Below are 24,667 nucleotides of genomic sequence, written 5' to 3'. Positions count from 1 at the left end.
TTTTTGCCCGTGGACGATTCGCCGCGCATTGACTCACTCCACTCACGGCCAACACCGTCAGGAGTCAAAAACATGAATGTTCTGAAAAAACTCAGCGATCACATCAAACAAAAAGGCCTGCGCGCCACCGTCGGCAAGTTGTGGAAACACTACGTATTTTTCCACGAAGAACTGTTGTGGATGGAGCGCGATCTGGTGAGCCCGGTACCGCCACACAACCTTCGGCCCTATACACCGCTGCGACTGGAAACCATCACCCCACAAAACGCCGTGGCGTTCGCCAAACACTTCGGCGATCGCGTGGGCACCATGGCCGAGTTGGCGTCCGATGGGTACACCGGGCATATGTACCTGGATGAAAACGGCGATGCCGTGGCCTTTATCTGGGGCAGCACTCGCGATTATTTCGACCGTCATTACTACGGCTGCATGTTCCCGGTGCAGCCAGGCGAGTTTTTCGAGTTCGCTCTCGAGCAGATCCCTGCCTACCGGGGCACCACGCTGTCGGTAGATTTCCAGCTGAACCTGTGGAAAGCCATGGCTGATCAGGGCTGCAACAAAGTGGTGGATATCTGCGAGTCCCATAACATTCCCGCGCTCAAGCTGCACATCCGCATGGGGTATCACGAGCAAGGAAGGATCATGAACATCTACCACCTGTTCGGCTGGCGCTTCTTCCGCGAAACCCGCTACAGCGGTTCACGCCTGGATGCCTTGCGCAAACCGGCACCCTCTCCCGTTCCCGCCGAGGCGAGCTGACCTTATGTCTGCACGATTCGAATGGCGCGCTTCGCTGTGCACCGACGACTTTCCGATAGCGGCTTACGAAGCGTTGCGCCAGCGCGTAACGGACCACACGCCGTTCAACAAACTGGCCTGGCTATACGCGTCGGAACTGGCACTCAAGCCCGGCGAGCAATTGCATGTGCTGCTCGGCTGGCAGGGTGACGAACTGGCGCTGTGCCTGCCGCTGGTGGCGTCCGTGGAACGCTTTGCGCGTTTGCCGTTTCGGGTCCTGCATCATTTGGGCTATCCCCTCGCCGACCGCCTCGCGCTGCTGACGAGGCTGGACGACGACGCTATGCGCAATGCGTTGATGCAGATCCGTCAACACCTGCCCCATGCCGTGCTGCAACTCAACGAACTGGCCGGCTCCACGGCGCAGGCCCTGGCACCGTGGCAGGCACTGAGTTCGACCGCCGAACAACGCCTCAGTTGTCGGGTGCCGGTGCACCTGATCAGCGAGGCCGACCATCAGGAAGTCTCCGGCGACCCGCGCTACAAACTGCGCCGCGCACGCAAACGCATCGCCGCGTGCGGGGCCCAGGTGCGGCGGATTACCCCCGACGCCCTGACCATGGGGCCGCTGTTGCAGGACATCAGTGAAGTCGAAGCGGTGAGCTGGAAAGGCGATGAAGGGGTCGGGATCTTTTCCGATGCACGCCATCGCCAGTGGATGGACCGCGCCTTTACCGCCCTCGCGGCCCGGGGCCTGGTGCGCGTGGTGGTGCTGGAGCTGGAGGGGCGCTGCATCAGCTATCGCCTCGGCTTGCTGGAACAGGGCCGACTGTACGACTACAACCTGGCGTTCCTGCCGCAATATGCCGACCTGGGCAGCGGCCGGGTGCTGCTCGAAGAGTGGATTCGCTGGGGCCTGGAAGACAACTGGCAGTGGATCGATGCGTCACGGGTCAGCCTGGATAATTCCAGCCATCAATTGCACGAACGCATGACCGGGCAACTGGAACACTGGCGCTGGAGTTTTTACTCCTGGCGTCCAGGCGGTCTGGTGCTGGGGCTGGCCTTGCGGGTCTGGCAACGCTTCAAACCCCGATTGCAGCAATGGCGCGCCCGGCGCGCGGCGGCCGCAGTCGCCACCCCTACACCCGGCGCAACACCGGTCGTCAAAACGCCTGCGCCTACGGAAAACCTCAAGGAGGGTAAACATGCCTCGGCAAGTGATAGTCAACGCTGACGATTTCGGCCTCAGTGCCTGTGAAAACGCGGTGATCCTGGGCGCGTTCCAGGCCGGGCTCATCAGCTCCGCCACCGCCATGGCCAACATGCCGGCGTTCGAAGCGGCCTGTGCCATGGCCCGGCATCCGTTGCTCGAAGGCCGCATCGGCCTGCACTTCAACCTGACCTACGGCCGTCCATTGAGCCAGAGCATTGTGCAACGCCCGACGTTTTGCGACGGTGCCGGTGTGTTCGATCTCAACCTGTCCCGCACCCGTCTCTGGCTCGGGCGCCGGGACCGCCACGCCGTACTGGAAGAACTCGAAGCCCAGTGGCAGCGCTGCCTGGACAACGGCCTGCGCCCCAGCCACCTGGACTCCCATCAGCACGTGCACAACATCTGGCCGATCGGCGAGATCGTCGCGCGCTTCGCCGCCCGCCAGGGGGTGCCGGTGCGTCTGGCGCGCAACCTGGGGCAAAACCTCAGCTTGCCCAAGCGCGTGTTCAAGGACCTGCTCAACCGTCGCCTGAGCAACCTGGCCGGCGCCACCGCCGACTACGTGTGCACCCCGGTGGATCTGCGCAACGCCGAGCCGCCAGCCGATGGACTGCTGGAAATCGTCGCCCACCCGAACCAGCTCGGCGCCGACTTCGGCGATGCCTACCTGGAGCCGGGAGAGTCCTTGAGTGCACTGCTGGAACAGCGCTTGCCGGGTGTGCCGAGGGTGGCCTATACCGCTGCGGGCGATGCTGCGCCTCACCGTGCGCGGGCGGTTCTGGAATAGCTCACCCCGCGCTTGTGGAGCGAGCCTGCTCGCGATGAGGTTAAACGTCTCACATACTTCTAGGAAAAAGCGTACATAAGTAAGGAGCAGCCTGACTCGCCCTGGACCAGCATCTGCGAGTACTTTCGAACTGGATTCGGGAGTCAGAGCCAATGAAAGAGAAATTAAAAGACTTCGACATGGCAGCAATACTCGATAGCAACGAGGCCATCACTGAGTACTTCTCCCAGGTAATGGAATACGGAGATGTCGAAGAGATTATTCGAGCTATCGACTACATAACCGAGGCCTATACAGTTCTAACCGGGTCCACCTGAAACCGCGTCGCCGCCATCGCGAGCAGGCTCGCTCCCACACTGAATCTTTGTCGTACACAGGATTTGTGTATGACATCATCAATGTGGGAGCGAGCCTGCTCGCGATAGCGTCAGTCCGAGCTACACATCACTCAGCCCTTCACCACCACCCACGTAAAACACAACGGCAACTGCGCCTCCTGCTGCTGATAGCGGTCATAGAGTTCTTCGCGATTGGAGTGCGGGTACTCCTTGAAGTGACGGATCTGCAGCCCTGCCGCAATGGCGGCGCTGAAGAGGTCACCCAGGGTGTGGACGAACCAGTAGGACGCCGCCGACGGCTGTTCGACCTTGCCTTCGTAGACGATCGGTTCGTGCTGCACGAACGGTTCGCGACGGAAGTATGAGCTGGCCAGGCGAAAAGGATCGATTGCCTCGGGGTCGAACATTTCCAGGAACGGGTGGGTTTCGTACACCACCAGCGCCCCACCCGGCTTCAGCGTGCACGCCACATGGCGGAAGAATTCGCCGATGTCCGGCATCCAGTTCAGGACGCCGATGGTGATCAGCGCCAGGTCAAAGCGCTCCTGCAGTTGCGCAGGCAAGTAGTGAATGTCCGCTTCGATGAATTGCGGCGCATGGGGCGAGCGGGACGCCAGCTCCCGTGCCTGTTCGAGAAATGCTTCAGACTGGTCGACGCCCACCACGCTGCGCGCGCCCAGGGCAAACAGCGACAGACTTTCGCGGCCGTTGTTGCAGCCCAGTTGCACCACCTCCTTGCCGTCGACACCTGTCTGGGTCAGCAAGGTGGTCAAGGTGTCATCCAGGCAAGAGAAATCCGCATGGGCCACGTTCTTCAGCAAGGCTTGCCATTCGCTTGAGTCTTTGTGGTGACGGGCGGAGTCATTCCAGGCCTCGCGGTTGCTGGCGATGGCTTGTTCTTTTGTCGGCAGTTCCATTGCACGCTCCAGGGTTCGGGTCGTCGATTTGACCGGCCGGAGTCTAGTTCAACCTCATCCTGGCAGGTGTTGCGAACTTGTAATCCGCACCACGCCAACGGCTGCCCACGGCGGCAGCTATAGTTAATGACCTTGGGGACATGTGATTAAACCGATTGCGCAGGTGTTGCCATGAACAAAACCAATCTGACGCTGTTGCTCGCCGTCTGCCTGAGCGCGACCGCTGTCGCCCACGCCGACGATATGCCCACCACCAACTACAGCAGTGAATTCAACTACTACGGCGCCGACCAACCCTTCGCCCACCCCGTACCACCGTCCATGAGCACCGTGCCGCCGGGTTCGTACATCCCGACCGCGCCCGCGGAATTCACTCCGGTTTCAGGCGAGCATGTGTTTTACGACTCGCGCCTGCCGACGGTGGCCGACGCCACGGTTCGCGTGTTCGTCCGCACCTACGATCCGGAGCATGGCGTCTACGTGAACCAGGAAGTCCAGGACTCCGGTTGCGTGCTGTCCTGCATGAGGCAGGGCCCGGTGCTACAGTGAGAACGCCCCCTAGCACTGGCGTTTGTCCGGGCGGGCGAGGCCGAGCTTTTCTATCCGGTAGCGCAACATGTCCCGGCTAAGACCCAGCAGGCGTGCCGATTTGGTGACGTTCCAGTCGGTCTTGTCGAGCATCTTGCGCACCATGTCACGCTCCACTTCCGGCAGGTTCATGGATTCGCTACCGTTACCGTTACCGTTACCGTTACCGTTGGTCGGACGTGGCTCGCTGAAATGTTGCGGCTCGGGATGAAACATCGGTGGATCATCCACCAGGCTCAGGCAGACGTTCAACTGATGGGCGGCGATGGTGTCGCTTTGCGCCAGCAACACGGTTTGCTCCAGCATGTTGCGCAATTCCCGCACGTTGCCCGGCCAGCTGTAGTTGAGCAGCAAATCTTCAGCCTGATTGCTGAAATGCAGGTTCGGCTTGCCGTAGCGTTTGCCATGCAGCCCCAGGAAGTGCCGGGCCAGCAGCAGGATATCGTTGCCACGGGCATACAGGCGCGGCACCTTGATCGAAATGATGCGCAGGCGGAAAAACAGGTCGCGGCGGAATTTGCCTTGCTGGACCATTTGCTCGAGATTACAGTTGGTGGCGCTGATCACCCGTAGATCGACCTTGCGCTCCTTCACCGAGCCGACCCGGCGAATGGTCCGGTCTTCCAGCAGTTTCAGCAGCTTGGCTTGCAACAGCAGATCCATTTCACCGATTTCATCGAGGAACAGCGTGCCGCCATCGGCCGCTTCCACCAGCCCCATGCGACGCTCCTTGGCGTCGGTGAAGGCGCCCTTCTCGTGGCCGAACAGTTCCGATTCCACCAGATTGGACGGGATCGAAGCGCAGTTGAATTCAATGAACGGGCCTTTGGCGCGCGAGCCGTCGAAGTGCAAGGCTCGGGCCACCAGTTCCTTGCCGGTGCCGGTCTCGCCTTCCACCAGGACCGGCGGCAGATCGCTGTTGGCCATCCGCCGTTCGGCGTCGAGCAACTGGCTGATGGTGCTCTTGAGGTACATCATCGGTGCCGACTCGCCAATCAGCGCCTGCAACCCCGACTTCTGGGCTTCGCGCTCCTGGTAAAACGACAGCGTGCGCTCCATGCGGTCGGTAGCCAGGGCCTTGTCCAGCAGCTGCTTGAGCTCCGGCAGGGCCACCGGTTTGGTGACGTAGTGAAAGGCGCCCTCTTTCATCGCCGCCACGGCGTCTTCGACGTTGCCGTAGCCGGTCATCATGATCACTTTCAGATCCGGCGCGCTGACGCGCAGCTTCTGGATCAGGTCGTGACCACTCATGCCCGGCAACGAGTTGTCGGTCAGTACCACGTCAGGAGCGAAGGAGCCCAATTGCTCCAGTGCATCTTCGGCCGAGTGGCAAACGGTCACCTCGAAGCCCTTGCGCTCCAGATAGTTCTGAATATTCTCGGCGAGAATTTCGTCATCCTCGACCAGCAGAATGCTGTGCTCCATATGCTCCTCCCGTTGCCACTTTGAAATTGAGACAAACACGGGTTCCTTCCTGTTCCCGACTTGTCAGTTCGACCGAGCCGTCAAATCGCTCCATTATTCTCTTGACCAGGGCCAGACCCACGCCCAAACCGCCTTGCTTGGTGGTGAAAAACGGCTTGAAGACCATTTGTTGCTGTTGTTTGGATATGCCCTTGCCGGTGTCGGTCAGGGTCATTCTCAAGTCGCCGGGTGCAGAAGAATCGATCTCGATCGTCAATACGCCCCCCTTGGGCATGGCTTCCAGTGCGTTGGCAAAAAGGCTATTGAGTATCTGCGTGAGCAACACCTGTTGGCTGACGACCTGTGGCACGCTGACAGGCGAGAAACGCACTTCGACGTTCGAACGTTTGATCAGGGACTCGAAGGCACTCAAGGTGTCATCGAGGGCCAGCACCAGGTCGACCGTTTCACAGTCGTCATTCATCGGCCGCAACGACACCAGCAATTCACGGACCCAGCGCGACATGCGGTCGACCTGATTGATGATGTCGCCAATGTTTTTCTGTGCGGTCTGGTTGGCGATTTCCTGGGCCAGTTCGGCGCTGGAACGGATGTTCGCCAGTGGATTGCGCAGGCTGTGGGCGACCGCCGAGGACATTTCCCCCAAGGCGACAAAGGTTTCGTTGGCGATCAGCTGGTTCTGCTGGTTCTGCAGCTGAGTCGCCGCACGCCGCACGATCCAGAACAGCCCCAGGTAAATGACCGCCCCGCCGATCAGGGTGGCCAGCCAGATCGCCTTGAAGCCACGCTGGATGCGCTCCACCAGGTCCACCGGTTCCTTGTAGATCTCCACCATGGCAATCACTTTGCTTCTGTCGGCGTTGAACATCGGAATGTAGTTCTCGACGAACAGGTATTGCGGTTCGCGCAGCAGGCGCTGCTCGGGGCGCTCCTCATCGATCTCGTGGTAGTTGGTGGACACCGGCGATTTCATTTCGAAGGATTTATCCAGCTCCTCGTCGTCTTCGATGCGTATGCCAATCAACTCGGAGTTCGTCGACCAGACCACGGTGCGGTCCTGGGCGTACACCGTCGCCAGCAGAATGTCCGGCAGATGCTCCACATGGTCGAGAAACTCAAAGCGCGCGGCGGCCCGGGCTTCGGGGTTGATGTCGGAATCGGCATGGTCCAGACGCGGGTCGAGCATTTCGCCGATGGTTCTGTCCGGCGAAATCCTGGCATGACGGGTTTCGGCCTCGCCAATGGCTTGAATGAACTGCGCCGTCAGCATCGAATCGCGCTCGATGCTTTCATCGACCACAAAGCGCGTGGAGATGTAACCCAGCCCCAGTGCCACCACGGCGATGATGAAAAAGCTTGCCAGGGAGAACCAGCGCAGCAAGTTGAACTGCGGCCGCCAGCCCTTGCGCGGTACTGCCGGGGCCTGTGGCGCAGCTACTTTTTGTTGTTCCAGTATCTGCATGGCTGTGTCCTGAGTCTTTGAAATCGAGCCTTTCCAGCCGGGTATCGAGTCAGTGTAGGTAACATTGATAGCAATTGGCTGGCCCGCGTAACTATTTCAACGCTATTGCACCTGGGTCATGTCGGGTTGCGCGACCGAATGATGATGCTCAGGTTCCTCATTACCACTGACCTCTGGCGGATGCTGACGGTCGGTTTCTTCTTGCAGGAAATCGATGATGGAGTGGACGGAATGCTCATCCAGCCGCAAGTTGGGCATCGGGATCTTGTTGTAGCGATCGAACAGCTCCATCGCAATCGGGTCCTTTTCCGCGAGCATGCGATCCGGTTCGCGGATCCAGCGATTGAGCCAGGCCGGATCGCGCTGTCGGGTCACGCCGATCAGGTCCGGGCCGATGCTGTGCATGCCGATGCCCTGCCCGTCCAGCGGACCGAGGCTGTGGCAAGACGCGCAGCGGGTGCGAAACAGCTCTTCGCCATTGCTCGGCGGGCGGATTTGCGGTGCGTTGACGTAGCTTTCTTCCACACTGGGCTGTTTCCAGTTATGCAGGGTATTGGCCAGTTGATCGGCCAGAATCCACGGATTTTCGAACGGCGAGGATTTCATCCAGCGGCCCGTTGCCTGGTTGCCGATGATCAGGCTCAGGTTGTGGTCCTTGTTGCGCCCGTTATCGACGCCTTCGATGAATAGCCCCAGTTTCTTGCGCAGGTCCGTGATATCGGCGAACTCCCCGGTGAGGAATTTCCAGCCCGGCCCGACCTGGAAGCGTTGTGCATAGGCCTTTAGCACCTCGGGCGTATCACTCAAGGGGTCGATGCTGATGGAATAGAAGAAGATGTCCTTGCCGACCCGATCCCCCAGCAGTTTCTGCACCTGGCGCAGGCGCGCGGTTTCCAGGGGGCAGGAGTCGCTGCACGAGGTGAAGATGAAGTTGATCACCACCACCTTGCCTTTGATCATGTCATCGAAAAAACGCATCTGTTGACCGTCCTGGTCGGTCAGCAGGGTGTTGGGGAAATAGTCGCCACCCCACGGGGTGTTGTCTTCAACGACAGCGGGTTCGGCAGTAGATACAGGAGCAGGTGCGGGCGTCGACGTCGGCTGGCTGGCGACCAGCAACTGACTGGCCAGCAAACCGGCCACCACCATCAACACCAGGTGCATGCCCGGGGCTCGTGAGCGTGGTGAACGCATTTTCATGTTCATGTCGACACCCTCCCGGTTCATTGCTTGACGGTCACTTCAGGGCCGAAGCCGTCGCCAGTGAGGAAGGTTGGTGGGGGGATTGAAACTGGCCTGCACGGCAAGACGGCAGAGTGTTTTCCATCCACGTGGTGTTGCGTGAGCCTTTGGCTCCATCAGGCAAATCGAAAGAATCTTCGTTGCACTGCGCTTTTTTTCCATCACCAGCCGCCTCGATGTCGTGAAGGGGGGTGATGGTGGTTTTGCAAGGACCTCGCCAATTATGTGATTTTTTTATACAAAAGCATTAACACTAGACAAAACAATTACTTATCAAAACTCATGTGCCATGACCGTGAAAATGACCGGGGATTGAATCCCCACTAACGGGGGACGGCTCATCCCCATTTTCAGGAGGCCAATTTAAATGTCAGACGGACAGTGGTGCCCTCGCCTTCACGGCTGTCCAGGGTCACCGCACCGCCGAATCGCTCCATGATCCGCTTGACCAGCACCAGCCCGACGCCCAGCCCGCCCTGCTTGGTGGTAAAGAATGGCCGGAAGGCCAATCTGCGCTGCTCCTCGCTCATGCCTTTGCCGGTATCGCTCACCTTCACGCTGACGCGCTGGGTATCGCGCGGTTCGATCTGGATGGTCAGCGTACCGCCGCCGTCCATGGCATCCACCGCGTTGGACAGCAGGCTGTTGAGGATCTGGGTCAGTTGCACCTCCTGACTCAGGACCATGGGCGTCTGGTCCGGCTCGAACACCACGTTGATCCTGGCCTTGCTGATCTGCTGTTCGTAAGCCATCAGGCTGTCATGCAGGGCCGCCACCAGGTTCACCGGTTCAGCCTCGTCAGTGAGCGGTCGCAGAGACTGGAGCAACTCCCGTACCCATTTCGACATGCGATCGACCTGACAAATGATGTCGTTGATGTTCCCGTGTGCCGGACCGCTGTCGACCTCTATCGCCAGCTCGGCGCTTGAACGGATATTCGCCAACGGATTGCGCAGACTGTGGGCGACCGCCGAGGACACTTCCCCCAGCGCCACAAAGGTTTCGTTGGTGATCAATTGCTTCTGCTGCGTCGCCAGCAGGATCGCCGCCTGCCGCACAATCCAGTACAGGCCCAGGTAAATCAGACCGCCGCCCAGGGCGGTCGCCAGCCAGATCAGCACCAGGCCGCGCTGCATGCGGTTGATCAGGTCCTGCGGTTCCTTGTAAATCTCGACCATCGCCGTGACGTTGCGACCATCGGCGTCGAACAAGGGAACGTAGTTTTCGATGAAGATGAATTTGGGTGGTTCCAGGAACTTCTGTTCCATGCGGGATTTGTCCACATCGTGGTAACTGCTCGACACGGGAAGCCTGGAGCTGAACGCCCGGTCGAGGTCTTCATCGCCATAAATCGTGATACCCATCAAGGCCGGGTTGGTCGACCAGATCACCCTGCGGTCGGGGGCATAGATGCTGGCCAGGATCACGTCCGGTAAATGTTCGACATGGTCGATGAAATCATCACGGAAATCGGCACGTGACAGCGGGTCGACGTCAGGAAAGTCCTTGTCATTTCGTGGGTCGAGCAACTCACCCATGCTCGGGGAGTTGGGAATCGACACATGGCGCAACTCGGTCAAGGCAATCGACTGAATGAATTGCGAGGTCAATAGCGCATCGCGCTGCACGCTTTCGGTAATCACGAACCGCGAGGTCACCGCCCCCAGCGCCACCGCCACCATGCCGATCACCACCATGCTGACCAGCGAAAACCAGCGCAGCAGATCGAACGGCCGCTTGCGCGTGTTCCAACGGGCTTCGCTTTCGGTCACAAGCACTTTGGTCATCGAGTTCATGGACACGGTTCCCGGAAACCCCCTATAGGTTTATAGCCCACTCATGGCCGTTTGCCCGAACCTGGGGACTGCGATACCCCCCCGCCCCACTGTCCCATCCACCCCCAAAGTTGGGGACAGCTGCCCGCTCCCGAACTTCCCGGTCTATCACCCGTGACGGCGCCAACACCTTTACTGCGGGCGTCTCACGGGCGTTTTCGCTGATTGGTATGGAAGTTGCCAAACTCCCTGCCAACTGACCCGTCCCCAAGGGGCAGGTACTTCGATAGAGGGAATACTCATGCACCCTTTACTGTGCAAAACCGCGACCGCCCTGGTCGTGACCGCTCTAGCCCAAGGTATTGCCCAGGCAGCGCTGTTTGCCGTAGACCCCGGCCCCTACCTGCCAGCCAACGGCAATTTCGCCGCCTGGTATCAGGACACCCACGGCCGAACCCTTGACCTGTGTTTATCCAAGGCTGTCAGTTCCAGGGTTGCCAGCACGCCGGGCGCCCCGACTTACATGTGCTCGTTGATCCCTAATCCCGGCATTTTCGACGACACCCAACCGTTGGTCTTCCCGACCAACTTCCCCGACGAAGCGTTCTGGGCCACCGGCGAAACCACCATCGTCGATGCCGCCCGGGGCATTGACCTGACCTATGTCTCGGCGCTTGAAGCCGCCTTCAGTGGCGGTGATCCGCTGGAGGGCGACCAGATCAGCTTCGCCCGTATCCGTATTCGCATCGACGTACCCGTCGCCGGTACTTATGTCATCACCCACCCTTACGGCGTCGAAGTGTTCAACGTCGACACCCCCGGCCGACGGGCGATCAACATGACCCGGGACATCGGTATCGGTGCGCCGAAAACCTATGACGGCGCGCTCAAGGGCGACGTCGGGCCGTTCCTGCGCAGCGTCAACGGCCCCTACACCGAGACCAACCCGACCACTGGCCAGACCGAACAATTCGTCGGCGATCCGAACCTCACCGAAGCCGTCACCGGCAGCCCGTTCAACACCAACTACGTGCGCATTGAAGGCCCCAATGGCCTGGACTTGCGCACCAACCTCTTCGCCGTATCCGGCAAGTTGTCGACGGTGGTCCGGCCAACCCCGGTGATCGCCGAGCGCAGCACCTACTCGCGACAGGCCGGCGCCAGCGCCCCGGTGGCCCAGCAAGATGTGTTCGTGATGGCCCCGCCGCCACCGGCCACCGTGACCCTGGCCAGCAACAACCCGGTCCTGAACTTCACCGAAGCGAACACCACCGGCCACTGGTATGCGCAGTCGCCGAACAATCCGACGCTGCCAGGCACCTTGCAGGTGACCGCCGACAACCACCTGGCCATCGCCAGCAGCACGCCGACCACCTTGCTCATGCCGCTGACCGACCTGGTGACGATCTCACGTGCCGAATACAGCCTGAGCACCGGGCAAATCACCATCGTGGCCTCGACCAGCGATGAAACATCGCCACCGGTGCTCACCGCCACCTCCGGCACCGGTATCGCCATCGGCGCCCTGAGTGGCGACGGCGCCGTGAAAAGCCTGGCCACCGGCATCTCGCCGATACCGCCAGCCCAGGTTCGCGTGACGTCATCCAATGGCGGCAGCGATACCGAAGAAGTGGTCATCGTGCAATGAACGCTCACATGCCCAGATCCTCATCAGGAGGCATCATGAACAAATGGCCACGCCTGGCGCTCAACGCCCTGGGACTGACTCTGTCGCTGTCCGGCAGTGCCTTCGCGCAACTCGCCGCCGTCGATCCCGGCCCTTACACCTTTGCCACCGGGAAATTCCCGATCTGGTATCAGGACAACAATCTACTGTCGATGGAGCTGTGCCAGTCCCGCGCCACCAGCTCGCGGGTGCCAGCCAGTGTGCCACCGGCCTACATGTGCACCCTGCTGCCGACACCCGGCATTTTCGACGACACCCTGCCGATGGTGTTCCCGGACAACTGGCCGGACGAAGCCTTCTGGTTCCTCGCCGAAACCAGCATCCCCGACAACGCCGCGGGCTATGGCATGGACGCCTATGTCGCCGGGATCGAGGCGGCATTTGCCGGCGGCAACCCGGTCGACGGCGACCAGATCAGCTTCGCGCGGATCCGTATGCGGGTGAACATTCCCACTGCCGGGACCTACACCATTACCCATCCCTATGGCGTGGAAACGGTCAATGTCACCACCCCTGGCCGTCGTGCGATCAACATCACCAGAGACGTCGGCATCGGCGCAACGGGGGTTTTCACGGGTGCAGTCAACGGTGCGATCGGACCGTTCCTGCGCAGCGTCAACGGCCCCTACACCGAGGTGAACCCGGACACCGGCACCGTCGAAACCTTCGTCGGCGACCCGAACCTCACCGAAGCCGTGACCGGCAGCCCCAACAACACCAACTTCGTACGCATCCAGGGTCCGGCCGGGACCCTCCAGACCAACCTCTTCACCCTGTCCGGCAAGGTGCTCGACAACCGCGCGCAAACCGCGGTGGACATGACCCGAGCCACCTACCGCCGTACAGCCGGCACGGGCGGTAACAACACCCGGGTCGAAGTGTTTGCCCAAGCCGCCAACGGCTCAAGCCTCTGCTTTCGCGAAAGCATAGCCCTGGTGCCCGGCCCGCCTGTGTCGCCTTGCCTGACCAACATGCTGAGCGATAACAACGGCGTGTTCTTTGGCCAGCATCTGCTGACTAACGGCACCGTGCCTGCGGTCGTGGTGGTCACCGCCACCGACCCCGCCGGGACCACCCGCCCGACTGCGGTATCGGGCAAGCTCTCGGACGTGGTGAAAATCCAGACCGCTCGTTACGACTGGAACAACCACAGCCTGCTGATCGAGGCCACCTCCACCGACGAAGTGGTGGTACCGGACATGGTCGCCCAGGGTTACGGACGGCTGTCGAAAACCGGCACCCTGCAACGCCTGACGGTGGCTGACCTGAGCCAACCCCCTGCAACCGTGACGGTCAAGTCCGCCGCCGGCGGCAGTGATACCGAGCCGGTCGTAGTCGTCGGCACGGCACCGGACACCGGCGCGAACCAGGCTCCGATCTCTGTCGCCGATACTGCCAGCACCAGCTTCGGCGTGCCGATCACCCTCAATCTGCTGGTTAACGACAGGGACCCGGACGGCAATACGCCGCTGAGCATTACCGCGTTGACCCAACCGGCCGCCGGCCAGGGCACCGTGGCCTTGAGCGGCACTACGGCGGTGGTCTACACCCCTCCCGCTGTCGTCAACGCGCCGCTGACCACGACCTTCACCTACAAGGCCCAGGACGCCAAAGGCCTGGCCTCGACGACAGCGGCAACCGTGACCATTACCGTGGCGCCTAACCAGCCTCCGGTGGCCGTCGCCGATGCCGTCACGACACTGGGTGTGGCGATTCCAATCAACGTGCTGGCCAACGACACCGATCCGGAAGGCAACGTGCCGCTAGCGGTCGCCAGCTTCACTCAACCCGCGGCAGGTCGCGGCACCGTCAGCAGTAACGGCACAGTGCTTACCTACACCCCGCCGGCTACCGTGACCACGGCCTTCACCACGACCTTCACCTACATCGCCCGGGACAGCTTCGGCGCCCTGTCGACATCGCCAGCCACGGTCACGGTGCAGGTCTCGCCACGGCCTGTTGCGGAAACCTTCGCAGTGACCACCGCAACGGTGAGCGCCCGCGCCAATAACCGCTTCACCTGGAACTTTGCCGGCACATCATCGGTGACCACCGGCAACATCATCACCATCAAGGTCACCACGCCGACCGGACTGGTCACCCTGGGCACCACCACCGTACCGGGGAACGGTCGCTGGCGGTTGACGGTGAACAACACCACCACGATCGTTCCGTCGGCGAACCCGACCGCCACGATCACCTCGTCCCAAGGCTCCGTGCGAACGGTGCCGGTGATCGCCAACTGAGCCCGCGCCCCATTAGCCACGTTGGTTGATGGGGCCGGCTTCAACCCTATGGAAAACCGCGGTCTCGGGTGGGGCGGCGCGGTTTTTTTGCCGGGTGCATTCCCCGTAGGAGCTGGTAGGAGCTGGTAGGAGCTGTCGAGTGCAACGAGGCTGCGATCTTTTGGCTGTATTACTGACAAACAAGGTCAAAAGATCGCAGCCTTCGGCAGCTCCTACAGTTGGGCTGGGTACATTCGAAAGAAATTGGTCGGCTATCAGGCCGCCTTCGCGAGCAAGCTCGCTCCTACAGAGCAAAGACAGAGCGGCGTACACCACCGCGTACGCTCTTCACCACTCACACTGGCAAGAGGCGCTGGCTGAGCGCCAACACACCGCGCTGACTGCGCGGTGAGCTGAATGGACAGCTAGCGCACCAGCCGCTCGGCCAACGCCTTGGCCTGGCTCGCCACATCGGTGACGGCGGTACTTTCCCACCACATTCCGCGCAACGGCGGGCCCATGGCAAACAGGCGGCGGGCGGGCTGACCCTCGGCGTTCAGGACCGCGCCATCGACCTCTGCCGCGATGCCCAAGGCCAGCGGCCCCGGCCGTACCAGACCGCGGGCGAGCAATTGCCGGGGCAACGGTCGCGCGACCCGGCGCCAGTCGTATTCGATACCGCTGGAGTTGATCAGGGCGGCACCGCTGACCACACAGGCCTGCGCCTCGCCGCGCCGTTGAAGGCGGATACTCACCTCGCCATCCCTTGAAGGCTCAAGCCCTTTGTATGAGGCGGCGTGAATACGCAACCGCCCTTCTTTATATAAGCGCTCCACCCGTTCGGCGCTCAAGGGTGGCGAGCGGTGGTGATGGCTTTCCCACCACGGCCGCACATGCCGCACGAACTGCCGACGCTGCACGTCCGTCGCCTGATGCCACAAGCGGCCGATATGTGCCCGCACCGTGTCCAGTGGCGCTTGCCAGTCGATACCCTGGGCGATGGCGTCCCGGCAGTGTCGACGCAGTTCGCGCATCAGCTGGCGAGGTGTACGGATGCTCAGGTCCTCAGCGAGAAAATCCACCCAGGCCGGTGGCTGGCGACGCACATGGGGCAGCAGGCCATGGCGGGAAAACACTTCGATCGGCCCGCGATGCCCGGCCTGATCCAGGGACACCACGGCGTCGACCATGGTCAGGCCCGAGCCGATGATCATGACCGTCGATTGCGGATCGAGCCGCTGCATGGCCGCCACGTCCCACGGATCGAGGGCGGCCGCATTCAAGCCGCTGGATTCGGTTTGTGGCGTGCGCGCGGCGGGAAACATTCCGGTGGCCAGCACCGCAAACGCGCCCTGCACGCATCGGCCATCGCTCAAGGTCAACCGCACGGCGTCGGCATCGGTTTGCAAATCGACCGCCTCGGCCTGCACATGCTCGACCGTCGAACCGTTCAGTGCACCCACCGCCTGTGCTTGCGCCAGGCGCTGTCGGGCGTACAGGCCGAATACGCCCCGTGGTGGAAACAGTTCGCTGATCGGCACATCCTGCTGATCCGATTCCGGCCAGCCGCCCGCCTCGATGTACCCGGTCAGCCATTGGGTCAGGTCATCGGCGTTGTCCGGGTCGACACTCATCCGCGCCGCATTGCCGTTGAGTGTATGGCCCAACTCCACCGCGCTGTAGGCTTCGCCCCGCCCCAACTCGGCCCGGGGCTCGATCACCAGCACCCGGCGCCGGCCCGGCAAACGCATCAGTTGCGCCGCCAGCATCGCGCCACTGAGGCCGCCGCCGACAATCAGGACGTCGGCGTCATGGGTCAAGGTCTGGTCCATCGTGCTCTCCCTGTTCAGATCACCACATTACGCACAAACCGCGCCGCCACCGCCCCGTCGTTGCGATAACAGTGCGGCTGGTTGCTGGCGAACATGAAGAACTCACCTGCGGCGATATTCTGCGCCTGGTCGCCGAGCATAACGGTCAGGCAGCCTTCGAAGACATAAATCTGCTCGCTCCAGCCATCGGCATCCGGCTCCGACGGATACACCTCGCCCGGTTGCAGGCACCACTCCCACTGCTCGACTTCGCGGCTGGCCTGGGCCTTGGAGAGCAACACCGCTTTGCTGCCGGGGATCGTGCCGGTCCAGGCCAGTTCATTGATACGGCTTGGATCCCGGGCGTCGGGGGCCTGGATCAAATCACTGAAGGCAACGTCGAGGGCTTCGGCCACTCGGTCGAGGGTGGTCAGGCTGACGTTCTTTTCCCCCGCCTCGATTGCCACCAGCATTCGACGGCTGACACCGGACTTATCCGCCAGCGCACTCTGGCTCAGGCCGGCGGCATGACGCAAACGACGGACATTTTGACTGACGTGCTGGAGGACCGAAGCCCGTTGGGTAGAATCTTTGTGCACTATATTGCTCACTGGGTGGGGTTGGGCAGTATACTGCGCAACATTCGGCGCATTGTGCGTCTCCCTCCAGTAGCGTGCAAGGTCATGACGTCGGTGAATTCCCCAAAGACTTCCTCCCGTTTCACACGGTTCAGCAAGGCCGAATGCGTGCTGGTGCTGATCACGATGGTCTGGGGCGGTACCTTCCTGTTGGTACAGCACGCGATGACCGTCAGCGGCCCGATGCTTTTCGTCGGCCTGCGCTTTGCCGCCGCCGCGGGCATCGTCGCCCTGTTTTCCTGGCGTCAACTGCGCGACCTGACCTTGTTCGAACTCAAGGCCGGGTCGTTCATCGGCGTGGCGATCATGCTCGGCTACGGCTTGCAGACGGTCGGGCTGCAAAGCATTCCCAGCAGCCAGTCGGCATTCATTACCGCGCTGTACGTCCCTTTCGTGCCGTTGCTGCAATGGCTGGTGATGGGGCGGCGACCGGGATTGATGCCCAGCATCGGCATCATGCTGGCCTTTACCGGGTTGATGCTGTTGTCCGGGCCGTCCGGTGCGGCGTTCAACTTCAGCCCCGGTGAAATCGCCACCTTGATCAGCGCCGTGGCCATTGCGGCCGAGATCATCCTGATCAGCACCTATGCCGGCCAGGTCGATGTACGCCGGGTGACAGTGGTGCAACTGGCGGTCACTTCCGTGCTGTCGTTCCTGATGGTGGTGCCGACCAACGAGGCGATTCCGGATTTCTCATGGCTGTTGCTGTGCAGCGCGCTGGGCCTTGGGGCGGCAAGCGCGGCGATTCAGGTGGCGATGAATTGGGCACAGAAAAGCGTGTCACCGACCCGCGCCACGCTGATCTATGCCGGCGAGCCGGTATGGGCCGGGATTGTCGGGCGCATCGCCGGGGAACGCCTGCCGGCGATTGCCCTGCTCGGGGCCGGATTGATTGTGGCGGCGGTGATAGTCAGTGAGTTGAAGACCAAGGGCAAGGCTGCGGCTGAGCAGGAGCTGGAGCAGGAAACACAGCGATAAACTGCGGATTCTGTGCCGCCGGTTAGACCGCCTTCGCGAGCAGGCTCGCTCCCACAGTGTTTTGAGTTGAACACAAGATTGTGTACACCTTCATACCCTGTGGGAGCGAGCCTGCTCGCGAAGGCGCCGGCACAGGCGAAACCCCTCTTCCGGAAACAATGTGAATCAGGGCTTTTCCGTCTACCGTGTAGGATTCTGCGACAGCTTGGCGTTTGGTGATCCGGGAGCTGGCACGTATGATGCTTCACAAACTTCCGCAGATTAGAAGCCTATGTCCCTGATAGTTCTACTGCTTCTGCCTTTCATAGGCAGCTGTTTGGCGGCCGTGTTGCCGCACAATGCCCGTAACGCCGAATCCCTGCTGGCTGGCCTGATCGCCCTGATCGGCACCCTTCAGGTCGCGTTCATGTACCCGCAAATCGCCCATGGCGGCGTCATTCGCGAAGAGTTTCTCTGGTTGCCCAGCCTGGGCCTGAACTTCGTCCTGCGCATGGACGGTTTCGCCTGGCTGTTCTCCATGCTGGTGCTGGGCATCGGCACCCTGGTTTCTCTGTACGCCCGCTACTACATGTCGCCGAACGATCCGGTGCCGCGATTCTTCGCGTTTTTCCTGGCCTTCATGGGCGCCATGCTCGGGCTGGTGATTTCCGGCAACCTGATCCAGATCGTGTTTTTCTGGGAGCTGACCAGCCTCTTCTCGTTCCTGTTGATCGGCTACTGGCACCATCGCGCCGATGCCCGGCGCGGGGCCTACATGGCGCTGATGGTGACCGGTGCGGGCGGCTTGTGCCTGCTGGCGGGGGTCATGCTGCTCGGCCATGTGGTCGGCAGCTATGACCTGGACAAGGTCCTGGCCGCCGGCGACCTGATTCGCGCCCATGCCCTCTACCCGATTCTATTGCCCCTGATCCTGATCGGCGCCCTGAGCAAAAGTGCGCAATTTCCCTTCCATTTCTGGCTGCCCCACGCCATGGCCGCGCCGACCCCTGTTTCGGCGTACCTGCATTCGGCGACCATGGTCAAGGCCGGGGTGTTTCTGCTCGCGCGGCTATGGCCATCGCTCTCGGGCAGTGAAGAATGGTTCTACATCGTCAGCGGCGCCGGCGCCTGCACCCTGTTGCTCGGGGCGTACTGCGCAATGTTCCAGAACGACCTCAAGGGCTTGCTGGCCTATTCGACCATCAGCCACCTCGGCCTGATCACCCTGCTGCTCGGTTTGAACAGCCCGCTGGCCGCTGTCGCCGCGGTGTTCCACATCCTCAACCATGCGACGTTCAAGGCCTCGTTGTTCATGGCCGCGGGCATCATCGACCACGAAAGCGGCACCCGCGACATCCGCAAACTCAGTGGCCTGTACAAGCTGATGCCGTTTACCGCCACCCTGGCCATGGTCGCCAGCGCCTCAATGGCCGGCGTACCGCTGCTCAACGGCTTCCTGTCCAAGGAAATGTTCTTCGCCGAAACCGTGTTCATCAATGCCACGCGCTGGGTCGAACTGAGCTTGCCGATCGTGGCAACCATTGCCGGTACCTTCAGCGTGGCCTACTCCCTGCGTTTCACCGTGGATGTGTTCTTCGGCCCGACCGCGACCGACTTGCCCCACACGCCCCACGAGCCACCGCGCTGGATGCGCGCGCCGGTGGAATTGCTGGTATTCACTTGCCTGCTGGTGGGGATTTTCCCGGCCCAGATAGTCGGCCCGCTGCTCGCGGCGGCGGCGCAACCGGTGGTCGGCGGACCGCTGCCCGGGTACAGCCTGGCGATCTGGCATGGCCTGAACGCGCCAATGATCATGAGCCTGATCGCCTTGTCCTGCGGCACCGTGCTCTATCTGCTGCTGCGCAATCAATTCAAGCGCGGGCGCTTCGACCGTCCGCCTGTCATAGGTCGCCTGGACGGCAAGCACCTGTTCGAATACGCACTGGTCGCCATCCTGCGCCTGGCCCGTCGGATGGAGCCGCGGATTGGCACCCGGCGCCTGCAAATGCAGTTGTTCCTGGTGGTGTTCGCCGCCGTGCTGGCCGGGTTGATCCCTATGCTGCACAGCAGCCTGCACTGGGGCGACCGGCCGAAAATCCCCGGGTCGATCGTGTTCGTCACCTTGTGGTTGCTGGCCATCGCCTGCGCCCTTGGCGCGGCCTATCAAGCCAAGTATCACCGGCTCGCGGCCCTGACCATGGTCAGCGTCTGCGGCCTGATGACCTGCATCACCTTCGTCTGGTTTTCGGCGCCGGACCTGGCCCTGACCCAACTGGCGGTCGAAGTGGTGACCACGGTGCTGATCCTGCTGGGCCTGCGCTGGTTGCCACGCCGGATCGAGGAAGTTTCGCCGTTGCCCGGCAGTCTGCGCCGGGCGCGGGTACGGCGGATCCGCGACTTGCTGCTGTCGACCTCCGTCGGTATCGGCATGGCATTGCTGGCCTATGCCATGCTGACGCGCCAGACCCCCAACGATATTTCCTCGTTCTACCTCAGTCGCGCCTTGCCCGAGGGCGGCGGCAGCAACGTGGTCAACGTGATGCTGGTGGACTTCCGTGGTTTCGACACCCTCGGTGAAATCACCGTGCTGGTGGCGGTGGCCCTGACTGTGTTCGCCCTGCTGCGCCGCTTCCGCCCACCGAAAGAAAGCCTGCAACTGCCGGCCCAGCAACGCTTGCTCGCACCGGACGTGGTCACCGACCTGGTCAACCCGCGTCACGCCAGCGACACCGCACTCGGCTTCATGATGGTGCCGGCGGTGCTGGTGCGTCTGCTGTTGCCGGTGGCGCTGGTGGTGTCGTTCTACCTGTTCATGCGTGGGCACAATCAACCGGGCGGCGGCTTTGTTGCGGGGCTGGTGATGTCGGTGGCGTTCATCCTGCAATACATGGTCGCCGGCACGCAGTGGGTCGAGGCGCAAATGAGCCTGCGACCGCTGCGCTGGATGGGCACCGGACTGATGATTGCCACGGCCACCGGGCTGGGAGCGATGCTGGTCGGCTATCCGTTCCTGACCACCCACACCTGGCATTTCTCGTTGCCACTGCTGGGTGACATTCACCTGGCCAGCGCGCTGTTCTTCGACATCGGCGTGTACGGCGTGGTGGTCGGCTCGACCCTGCTGATCCTCACCGCCCTCGCCCACCAATCGGTGCGGGGTCACAAAACCGCTGCCCAGCCTAAACCCGTTGCCATGAAGGAGGTCGTCTGATGGAAGAAGTCATCGCAATCGCCATCGGCGTACTGGCCGCGTCCGGCGTCTGGCTGATCCTGCGCCCACGGACGTTCCAGGTGGTCATGGGCCTGTGCCTGCTGTCCTACGGCGTCAATCTGTTCATTTTCAGCATGGGCAGCCTGTTCATCGGCAAGGAACCGATCATCAAGGACGGCATCCCTCAGGACCTGTTGCATTACACCGACCCGTTGCCGCAAGCACTGGTGCTGACGGCGATCGTCATCAGCTTCGCCATGACCGCGTTGTTCCTGGTGGTGCTGCTGGCCTCCCGGGGCCTGACCGGCACTGACCATGTGGATGGCCGGGAGCCCAGGGAATGATGGCAATGACTCACCTGATCGTCGCGCCCATCCTGCTGCCGTTGCTGACTGCCGCGATCATGCTGATGCTCGGCGAGAAGCACCGGCCGCTCAAGGCCAGGATCAATCTGCTCTCCAGCCTGCTCGGGCTGGGCATTGCCGTGGCGTTATGGCAATGGACACAGACCACCGGCGTGCCCGGCTCCATCGGCGTGTACCTGCCGAGCAACTGGCAAGTACCGTTCGGCCTGGTGCTGGTGGTCGATCGCCTGTCGGCGCTGATGCTGGTGCTGACCGGCATCATCGGCGTCTGTGCGCTGCTGTTTGCCATGGCCCGCTGGGACGGCGCCGGTTCGAGTTTTCACGCGCTGTTCCAGATCCAGATGATGGGCCTTTACGGCGCGTTCCTCACCGCTGACCTGTTCAACCTGTTCGTATTCTTCGAAGTGTTGCTGGCAGCGTCCTACGGGTTGATGCTCCACGGTTCGGGCCGGGCGCGGGTGTCGTCGGGGCTGCACTACATCTCGATCAACCTGCTGGCCTCCTCGCTGTTCCTGATTGGCGCGGCGCTGATCTATGGCGTCACCGGCACGTTGAACATGGCTGACCTGGCGGTAAAAATCCCGCTGGTGTCCGCAGCTGATCGCGGCTTGCTGCACGCCGGCGCGGGGATTCTGGCCATCGCGTTTCTGGCCAAGGCCGGCATGTGGCCACTGAACTTCTGGCTGGTGCCGGCCTATTCGTCGGCCAGCGCGCCGGTGGCGGCGATGTTCGCGATCATGACCAAGGTCGGCGTCTACACCTTGCTGCGCCTGTGGACGCTGCTGTTCTCCGCCCAGGCCGGGGCATCGGCGTTCTATGGCGGTGAGTGGCTGATCTACGGCGGCATGGCGACCATCGTCTGCGCCGCCATGGCGATCCTCGCCGCGCAACGCCTGGAGCGCATGGCCAGCCTGAGCATTCTGGTGTCGGCGGGCATTCTGTTGTCGACCATCGGTTTCGCCCAGCCGAACCTGGTCGGCGCGGCGCTGTTCTACCTGTTCAGCTCGACCCTGGCGTTGAGCGCACTGTTCCTGCTGGCCGAACTGATCGAGCGCTCGCGCTCGGCCAACGAAGTGTCGCTCGACGATGAAGCCGAACTGCTGCCCCGTCCTCTGGAATCCCTGCATCCACCCAAAGGCATCAACCTCGACGACGAGCAAAAAGCCGTGGTCGGCCAGGTGATTCCATGGACCATGGCGTTTCTTGGCCTGAGTTTCATCGCCTGCGCCTTGCTGATCATCGGCATGCCGCCACTCTCCGGCTTTATCGGCAAACTCGGGTTGATCGGTGCCCTACTCAATCCGCTGGGCCTGGGGAACAGCGGCGACACACCGGTTTCCAACGCCGCGTGGGGCCTGTTGGTGTTGTTGATTTTGTCCGGGCTGGCGTCGCTGATCGCGTTCTCGCGTTTGGGTATCCAGCGCTTCTGGACGCCTGCGGAACGACCATCGCCCCTGCTGCGACGCCTGGAATGCGTGCCGATCTTCGCCCTGCTGGGCTTGAGCATTGCGCTGACCTTCAAGGCCGATCCGCTGCTGCGCTACACCCAGGCCGCCGCCGATGCCTTGTACAACCCCCAGCAATACGTGATGGCGGTGCTCGGCACGCGCGTCGTACCGAACCCGCCGGCTCATGCGACCACGCTGGAGGTGCAGCCATGAAGCGCCTGTTTCCGGCACCGCTGTTGTCGCTGGCCTTGTGGTTGCTGTGGTTGCTGCTGAACCTGTCGACCAGCCCCGGCAATCTGCTGCTGGGTGCGGTGCTGGGGTTCTGTGCGCCATTGATGATGCGCAGGCTGCGTCCGCTGCCGGTACGCATCCGTCGTCCCGGGGTGATCCTGCGCCTGGTCCTGCTGGTCGGGCGTGATGTGCTGGTGTCCAACCTCGCGGTGGCCTGGAGCGTACTCAATGCCGGTCGCCGCCCGCCCCGCTCGCGATTCATCAAGGTGCCGCTGGATTTGCGCGATGCCAACGGCCTGGCCGCGCTGTCGATGATCACCACGGTGGTGCCCGGTACGGTCTGGTCGGAGCTGGCGCTGGACCGCAGCATTCTGCTGTTGCACGTCTTCGACCTGGACGATGAGGCGCTGTTCATCCAGCACTTCAAGGCGACCTACGAACGTCCGTTGATGGAGATCTTCGAATGAGCCCGTTGCTGTCGAGCGCGATCCTGCTGAGCCTGTTCTTCTTTTCATTAGCGATGATCCTGACCCTGATCCGCCTGTTCAAGGGGCCGTCGGCCCAGGACCGGGTCCTGGCGCTGGACTACCTGTACATCGTCGCGATGCTGATGATGCTGGCGCTGGGTATTCGCTATGCCAGTGACACGTACTTCGAGGCGGCGCTGCTGATAGCACTGTTCGGTTTCGTCGGCTCGTTCGCCCTGGCGAAATTCCTGCTGCGTGGTGAGGTGATCGAATGAATACGCCATTGTCGTTATGGGTGGAAATCCCGGTGGCGATCCTGCTGGTGCTCGGCAGTCTGTTTGCATTGATCAGCGCCACGGGCCTGTTGTGCATGAAGGATTACTTCCAGCGCATGCACCCACCGGCCCTGGCCTCGACGCTCGGGGCCTGGTGCGTGGCGCTGGCTTCGATCATCTACTTTTCGGCGCTCAAGTCCGCGCCGGTATTGCACGCCTGGCTGATTCCGATCCTGCTGGCGATTACCGTGCCGGTGACCACCTTGCTGCTGGCCCGGGCGGCACTGTTTCGCAAGCGTATGGCCGGGGATGATGTGCCGGCTGAAGTGAGCAGTCGTCGGACTGAGAGCGGTAGTTAGACCCAAGCCACCGCCAACAACCCCGCCCCCAGCACCACGCACAACGGCGAGTAAACCCAGGTATCCAGCCGGGCAAATTTCGAGCCTTTGACCTCTTTGAAAAAACCCACCAGCTCCGAATCGCCAATCGCCCGGGCAAACAGCAAAATCGCAATCGCGCTGATCACCCACTGCAACGACCAGTGATGCAAGGGTGGCAGCCACCAACCCACCCGCAAGCACACCAGCGCGGCAATCAACAGCAACAGCGCGGCCACCACCAGCGTGATCCAGCCTCGTGGCTTGAACGCCGGTCGCAGTTGCGCGCTGCCCACCTGCGGCACTTGCGGGATCGCCGCCACCGCCGCCCACTCACCACCCAACGCCCAATACACATGTACCAGACTGATCATTGCAAAGATCGTCACCAGCCATTGAGCCAACAGCAAGGTCATGGTTCAAAGGTCCTTGAAAGGGATATGAACAGAACATTGTAGGAGCTGCCGCAGGCTGCGATCTTTTGATT

The 24,667-nt window shown here is 61.9% G+C and carries 21 protein-coding genes and 1 pseudogene; 14 read left to right on the top strand and 8 right to left on the bottom strand.

Features of this window, described 5'->3' with window-relative positions:
- The first annotated feature begins 72 nt into the window (after nt 1-72).
- The 4 genes and pseudogenes from C8K63_RS18280 to C8K63_RS18265 form a co-directional block, all read left to right on the top strand.
- Nucleotides 73-759, top strand: coding sequence for an N-acetyltransferase (locus C8K63_RS18280; RefSeq protein WP_108217978.1), 687 nt, complete (start codon nt 73-75; stop codon nt 757-759).
- Between the two features lie 4 nt (nt 760-763).
- Nucleotides 764-1,975: a GNAT family N-acetyltransferase gene (locus C8K63_RS18275; protein ID WP_108217977.1), complete on the top strand. Its 1,212-nt coding sequence runs from the start codon at nt 764-766 to the stop codon at nt 1,973-1,975.
- Entirely contained in the window at nt 1,947-2,741 is a 795-nt protein-coding gene (locus C8K63_RS18270) for a ChbG/HpnK family deacetylase (protein WP_108217976.1), read from the top strand. The genes C8K63_RS18275 and C8K63_RS18270 overlap by 29 nt, the downstream gene beginning before the upstream one ends.
- Before the next feature lie 152 nt (nt 2,742-2,893).
- Nucleotides 2,894-3,031, top strand: a pseudogene (locus tag C8K63_RS18265) (transcriptional regulator); the annotation flags it as partial.
- Between the two features lie 158 nt (nt 3,032-3,189).
- Here the strand turns inward: C8K63_RS18265 and C8K63_RS18260 are convergent.
- Nucleotides 3,190-3,996 carry a class I SAM-dependent methyltransferase gene (locus tag C8K63_RS18260; protein WP_108217974.1) on the bottom strand — a complete coding sequence of 269 codons (807 nt, stop codon included), beginning with the start codon at nt 3,994-3,996 and terminating at the stop codon, nt 3,190-3,192.
- A gap of 171 nt (nt 3,997-4,167) precedes the next feature.
- On the opposite strand from C8K63_RS18260, the gene C8K63_RS18255 reads away from it, so the two are divergent.
- Nucleotides 4,168-4,545 carry a hypothetical protein gene (locus C8K63_RS18255; RefSeq protein ID WP_108217973.1) on the top strand — a complete coding sequence of 126 codons (378 nt, stop codon included), beginning with the start codon at nt 4,168-4,170 and terminating at the stop codon, nt 4,543-4,545.
- A 9-nt stretch (nt 4,546-4,554) separates the two neighbouring features.
- On the opposite strand, the gene C8K63_RS18250 is transcribed toward C8K63_RS18255, so the two are convergent.
- The 4 genes from C8K63_RS18250 to C8K63_RS18235 form a co-directional block, all read right to left on the bottom strand.
- Nucleotides 4,555-6,009 carry a sigma-54 dependent transcriptional regulator gene (locus C8K63_RS18250; RefSeq protein WP_108217972.1) on the bottom strand — a complete coding sequence of 485 codons (1,455 nt, stop codon included), beginning with the start codon at nt 6,007-6,009 and terminating at the stop codon, nt 4,555-4,557.
- Nucleotides 5,978-7,471, bottom strand: a complete 1,494-nt coding sequence (locus tag C8K63_RS18245) for a HAMP domain-containing sensor histidine kinase (protein WP_108217971.1) — start codon at nt 7,469-7,471, stop codon at nt 5,978-5,980. The genes C8K63_RS18250 and C8K63_RS18245 overlap by 32 nt, the downstream gene beginning before the upstream one ends.
- Before the next feature lie 102 nt (nt 7,472-7,573).
- Nucleotides 7,574-8,677, bottom strand: a complete 1,104-nt coding sequence (locus C8K63_RS18240; protein WP_108217970.1) for an SCO family protein — start codon at nt 8,675-8,677, stop codon at nt 7,574-7,576.
- A gap of 386 nt (nt 8,678-9,063) precedes the next feature.
- Complete coding sequence (locus C8K63_RS18235; protein WP_108217969.1) at nt 9,064-10,509, bottom strand: sensor histidine kinase; 1,446 nt, start codon at nt 10,507-10,509, stop codon at nt 9,064-9,066.
- Between the two features lie 280 nt (nt 10,510-10,789).
- Between C8K63_RS18235 and C8K63_RS18230 the strand changes: the two genes are divergently transcribed.
- Entirely contained in the window at nt 10,790-12,136 is a 1,347-nt protein-coding gene (locus tag C8K63_RS18230) for a hypothetical protein (RefSeq protein WP_108217968.1), read from the top strand.
- A gap of 35 nt (nt 12,137-12,171) precedes the next feature.
- Nucleotides 12,172-14,421 carry an Ig-like domain-containing protein gene (locus tag C8K63_RS18225; RefSeq protein ID WP_108217967.1) on the top strand — a complete coding sequence of 750 codons (2,250 nt, stop codon included), beginning with the start codon at nt 12,172-12,174 and terminating at the stop codon, nt 14,419-14,421.
- Between the two features lie 404 nt (nt 14,422-14,825).
- On the opposite strand, the gene C8K63_RS18220 is transcribed toward C8K63_RS18225, so the two are convergent.
- Entirely contained in the window at nt 14,826-16,232 is a 1,407-nt protein-coding gene (locus C8K63_RS18220) for an FAD/NAD(P)-binding protein (protein WP_108217966.1), read from the bottom strand.
- A 14-nt stretch (nt 16,233-16,246) separates the two neighbouring features.
- Nucleotides 16,247-16,810: a helix-turn-helix domain-containing protein gene (locus C8K63_RS18215; RefSeq protein WP_108217965.1), complete on the bottom strand. Its 564-nt coding sequence runs from the start codon at nt 16,808-16,810 to the stop codon at nt 16,247-16,249.
- Between C8K63_RS18215 and C8K63_RS18210 the strand changes: the two genes are divergently transcribed.
- The 7 genes from C8K63_RS18210 (at nt 16,805) to C8K63_RS18180 (ending at nt 24,162) form a co-directional block, all read left to right on the top strand.
- Nucleotides 16,805-17,827, top strand: coding sequence for a DMT family transporter (locus C8K63_RS18210; protein WP_108217964.1), 1,023 nt, complete (start codon nt 16,805-16,807; stop codon nt 17,825-17,827). The two genes, C8K63_RS18215 and C8K63_RS18210, sit on opposite strands and share 6 nt — an antisense overlap.
- A 271-nt stretch (nt 17,828-18,098) precedes the next feature.
- Entirely contained in the window at nt 18,099-21,017 is a 2,919-nt protein-coding gene (locus C8K63_RS18205; RefSeq protein ID WP_108217963.1) for a monovalent cation/H+ antiporter subunit A, read from the top strand.
- Complete coding sequence (locus C8K63_RS18200; RefSeq protein ID WP_008020558.1) at nt 21,017-21,361, top strand: Na+/H+ antiporter subunit C; 345 nt, start codon at nt 21,017-21,019, stop codon at nt 21,359-21,361. The genes C8K63_RS18205 and C8K63_RS18200 overlap by 1 nt, the downstream gene beginning before the upstream one ends.
- Nucleotides 21,358-23,043, top strand: coding sequence for a monovalent cation/H+ antiporter subunit D (locus tag C8K63_RS18195; RefSeq protein WP_108217962.1), 1,686 nt, complete (start codon nt 21,358-21,360; stop codon nt 23,041-23,043). Before C8K63_RS18200 ends, C8K63_RS18195 begins: the two co-directional genes overlap by 4 nt.
- A complete protein-coding gene (locus C8K63_RS18190) occupies nt 23,040-23,528 on the top strand; it encodes a Na+/H+ antiporter subunit E (protein ID WP_108217961.1) in 489 nt (162 codons plus the stop codon). The genes C8K63_RS18195 and C8K63_RS18190 overlap by 4 nt, the downstream gene beginning before the upstream one ends.
- Nucleotides 23,525-23,803 carry a K+/H+ antiporter subunit F gene (locus C8K63_RS18185; protein ID WP_108217960.1) on the top strand — a complete coding sequence of 93 codons (279 nt, stop codon included), beginning with the start codon at nt 23,525-23,527 and terminating at the stop codon, nt 23,801-23,803. Before C8K63_RS18190 ends, C8K63_RS18185 begins: the two co-directional genes overlap by 4 nt.
- Nucleotides 23,800-24,162 (top strand): Na+/H+ antiporter subunit G, encoded by a 363-nt coding sequence (locus tag C8K63_RS18180; RefSeq protein ID WP_108217959.1) that lies wholly within the window; start codon nt 23,800-23,802, stop codon nt 24,160-24,162. Before C8K63_RS18185 ends, C8K63_RS18180 begins: the two co-directional genes overlap by 4 nt.
- On the opposite strand, the gene C8K63_RS18175 is transcribed toward C8K63_RS18180, so the two are convergent.
- Nucleotides 24,159-24,596: a DUF3995 domain-containing protein gene (locus tag C8K63_RS18175; RefSeq protein WP_108217958.1), complete on the bottom strand. Its 438-nt coding sequence runs from the start codon at nt 24,594-24,596 to the stop codon at nt 24,159-24,161. The genes C8K63_RS18180 and C8K63_RS18175 overlap by 4 nt on opposite strands.
- Nucleotides 24,597-24,667: the final 71 nt, after the last annotated feature.

The sequence above is a fragment of the Pseudomonas sp. GV085 genome, from assembly GCF_003050925.1.
Classification (GTDB): domain Bacteria; phylum Pseudomonadota; class Gammaproteobacteria; order Pseudomonadales; family Pseudomonadaceae; genus Aquipseudomonas.
Note: the sequence above shows the minus strand (reverse complement) of the source record. Positions and strands in the feature narration are given on the sequence as shown.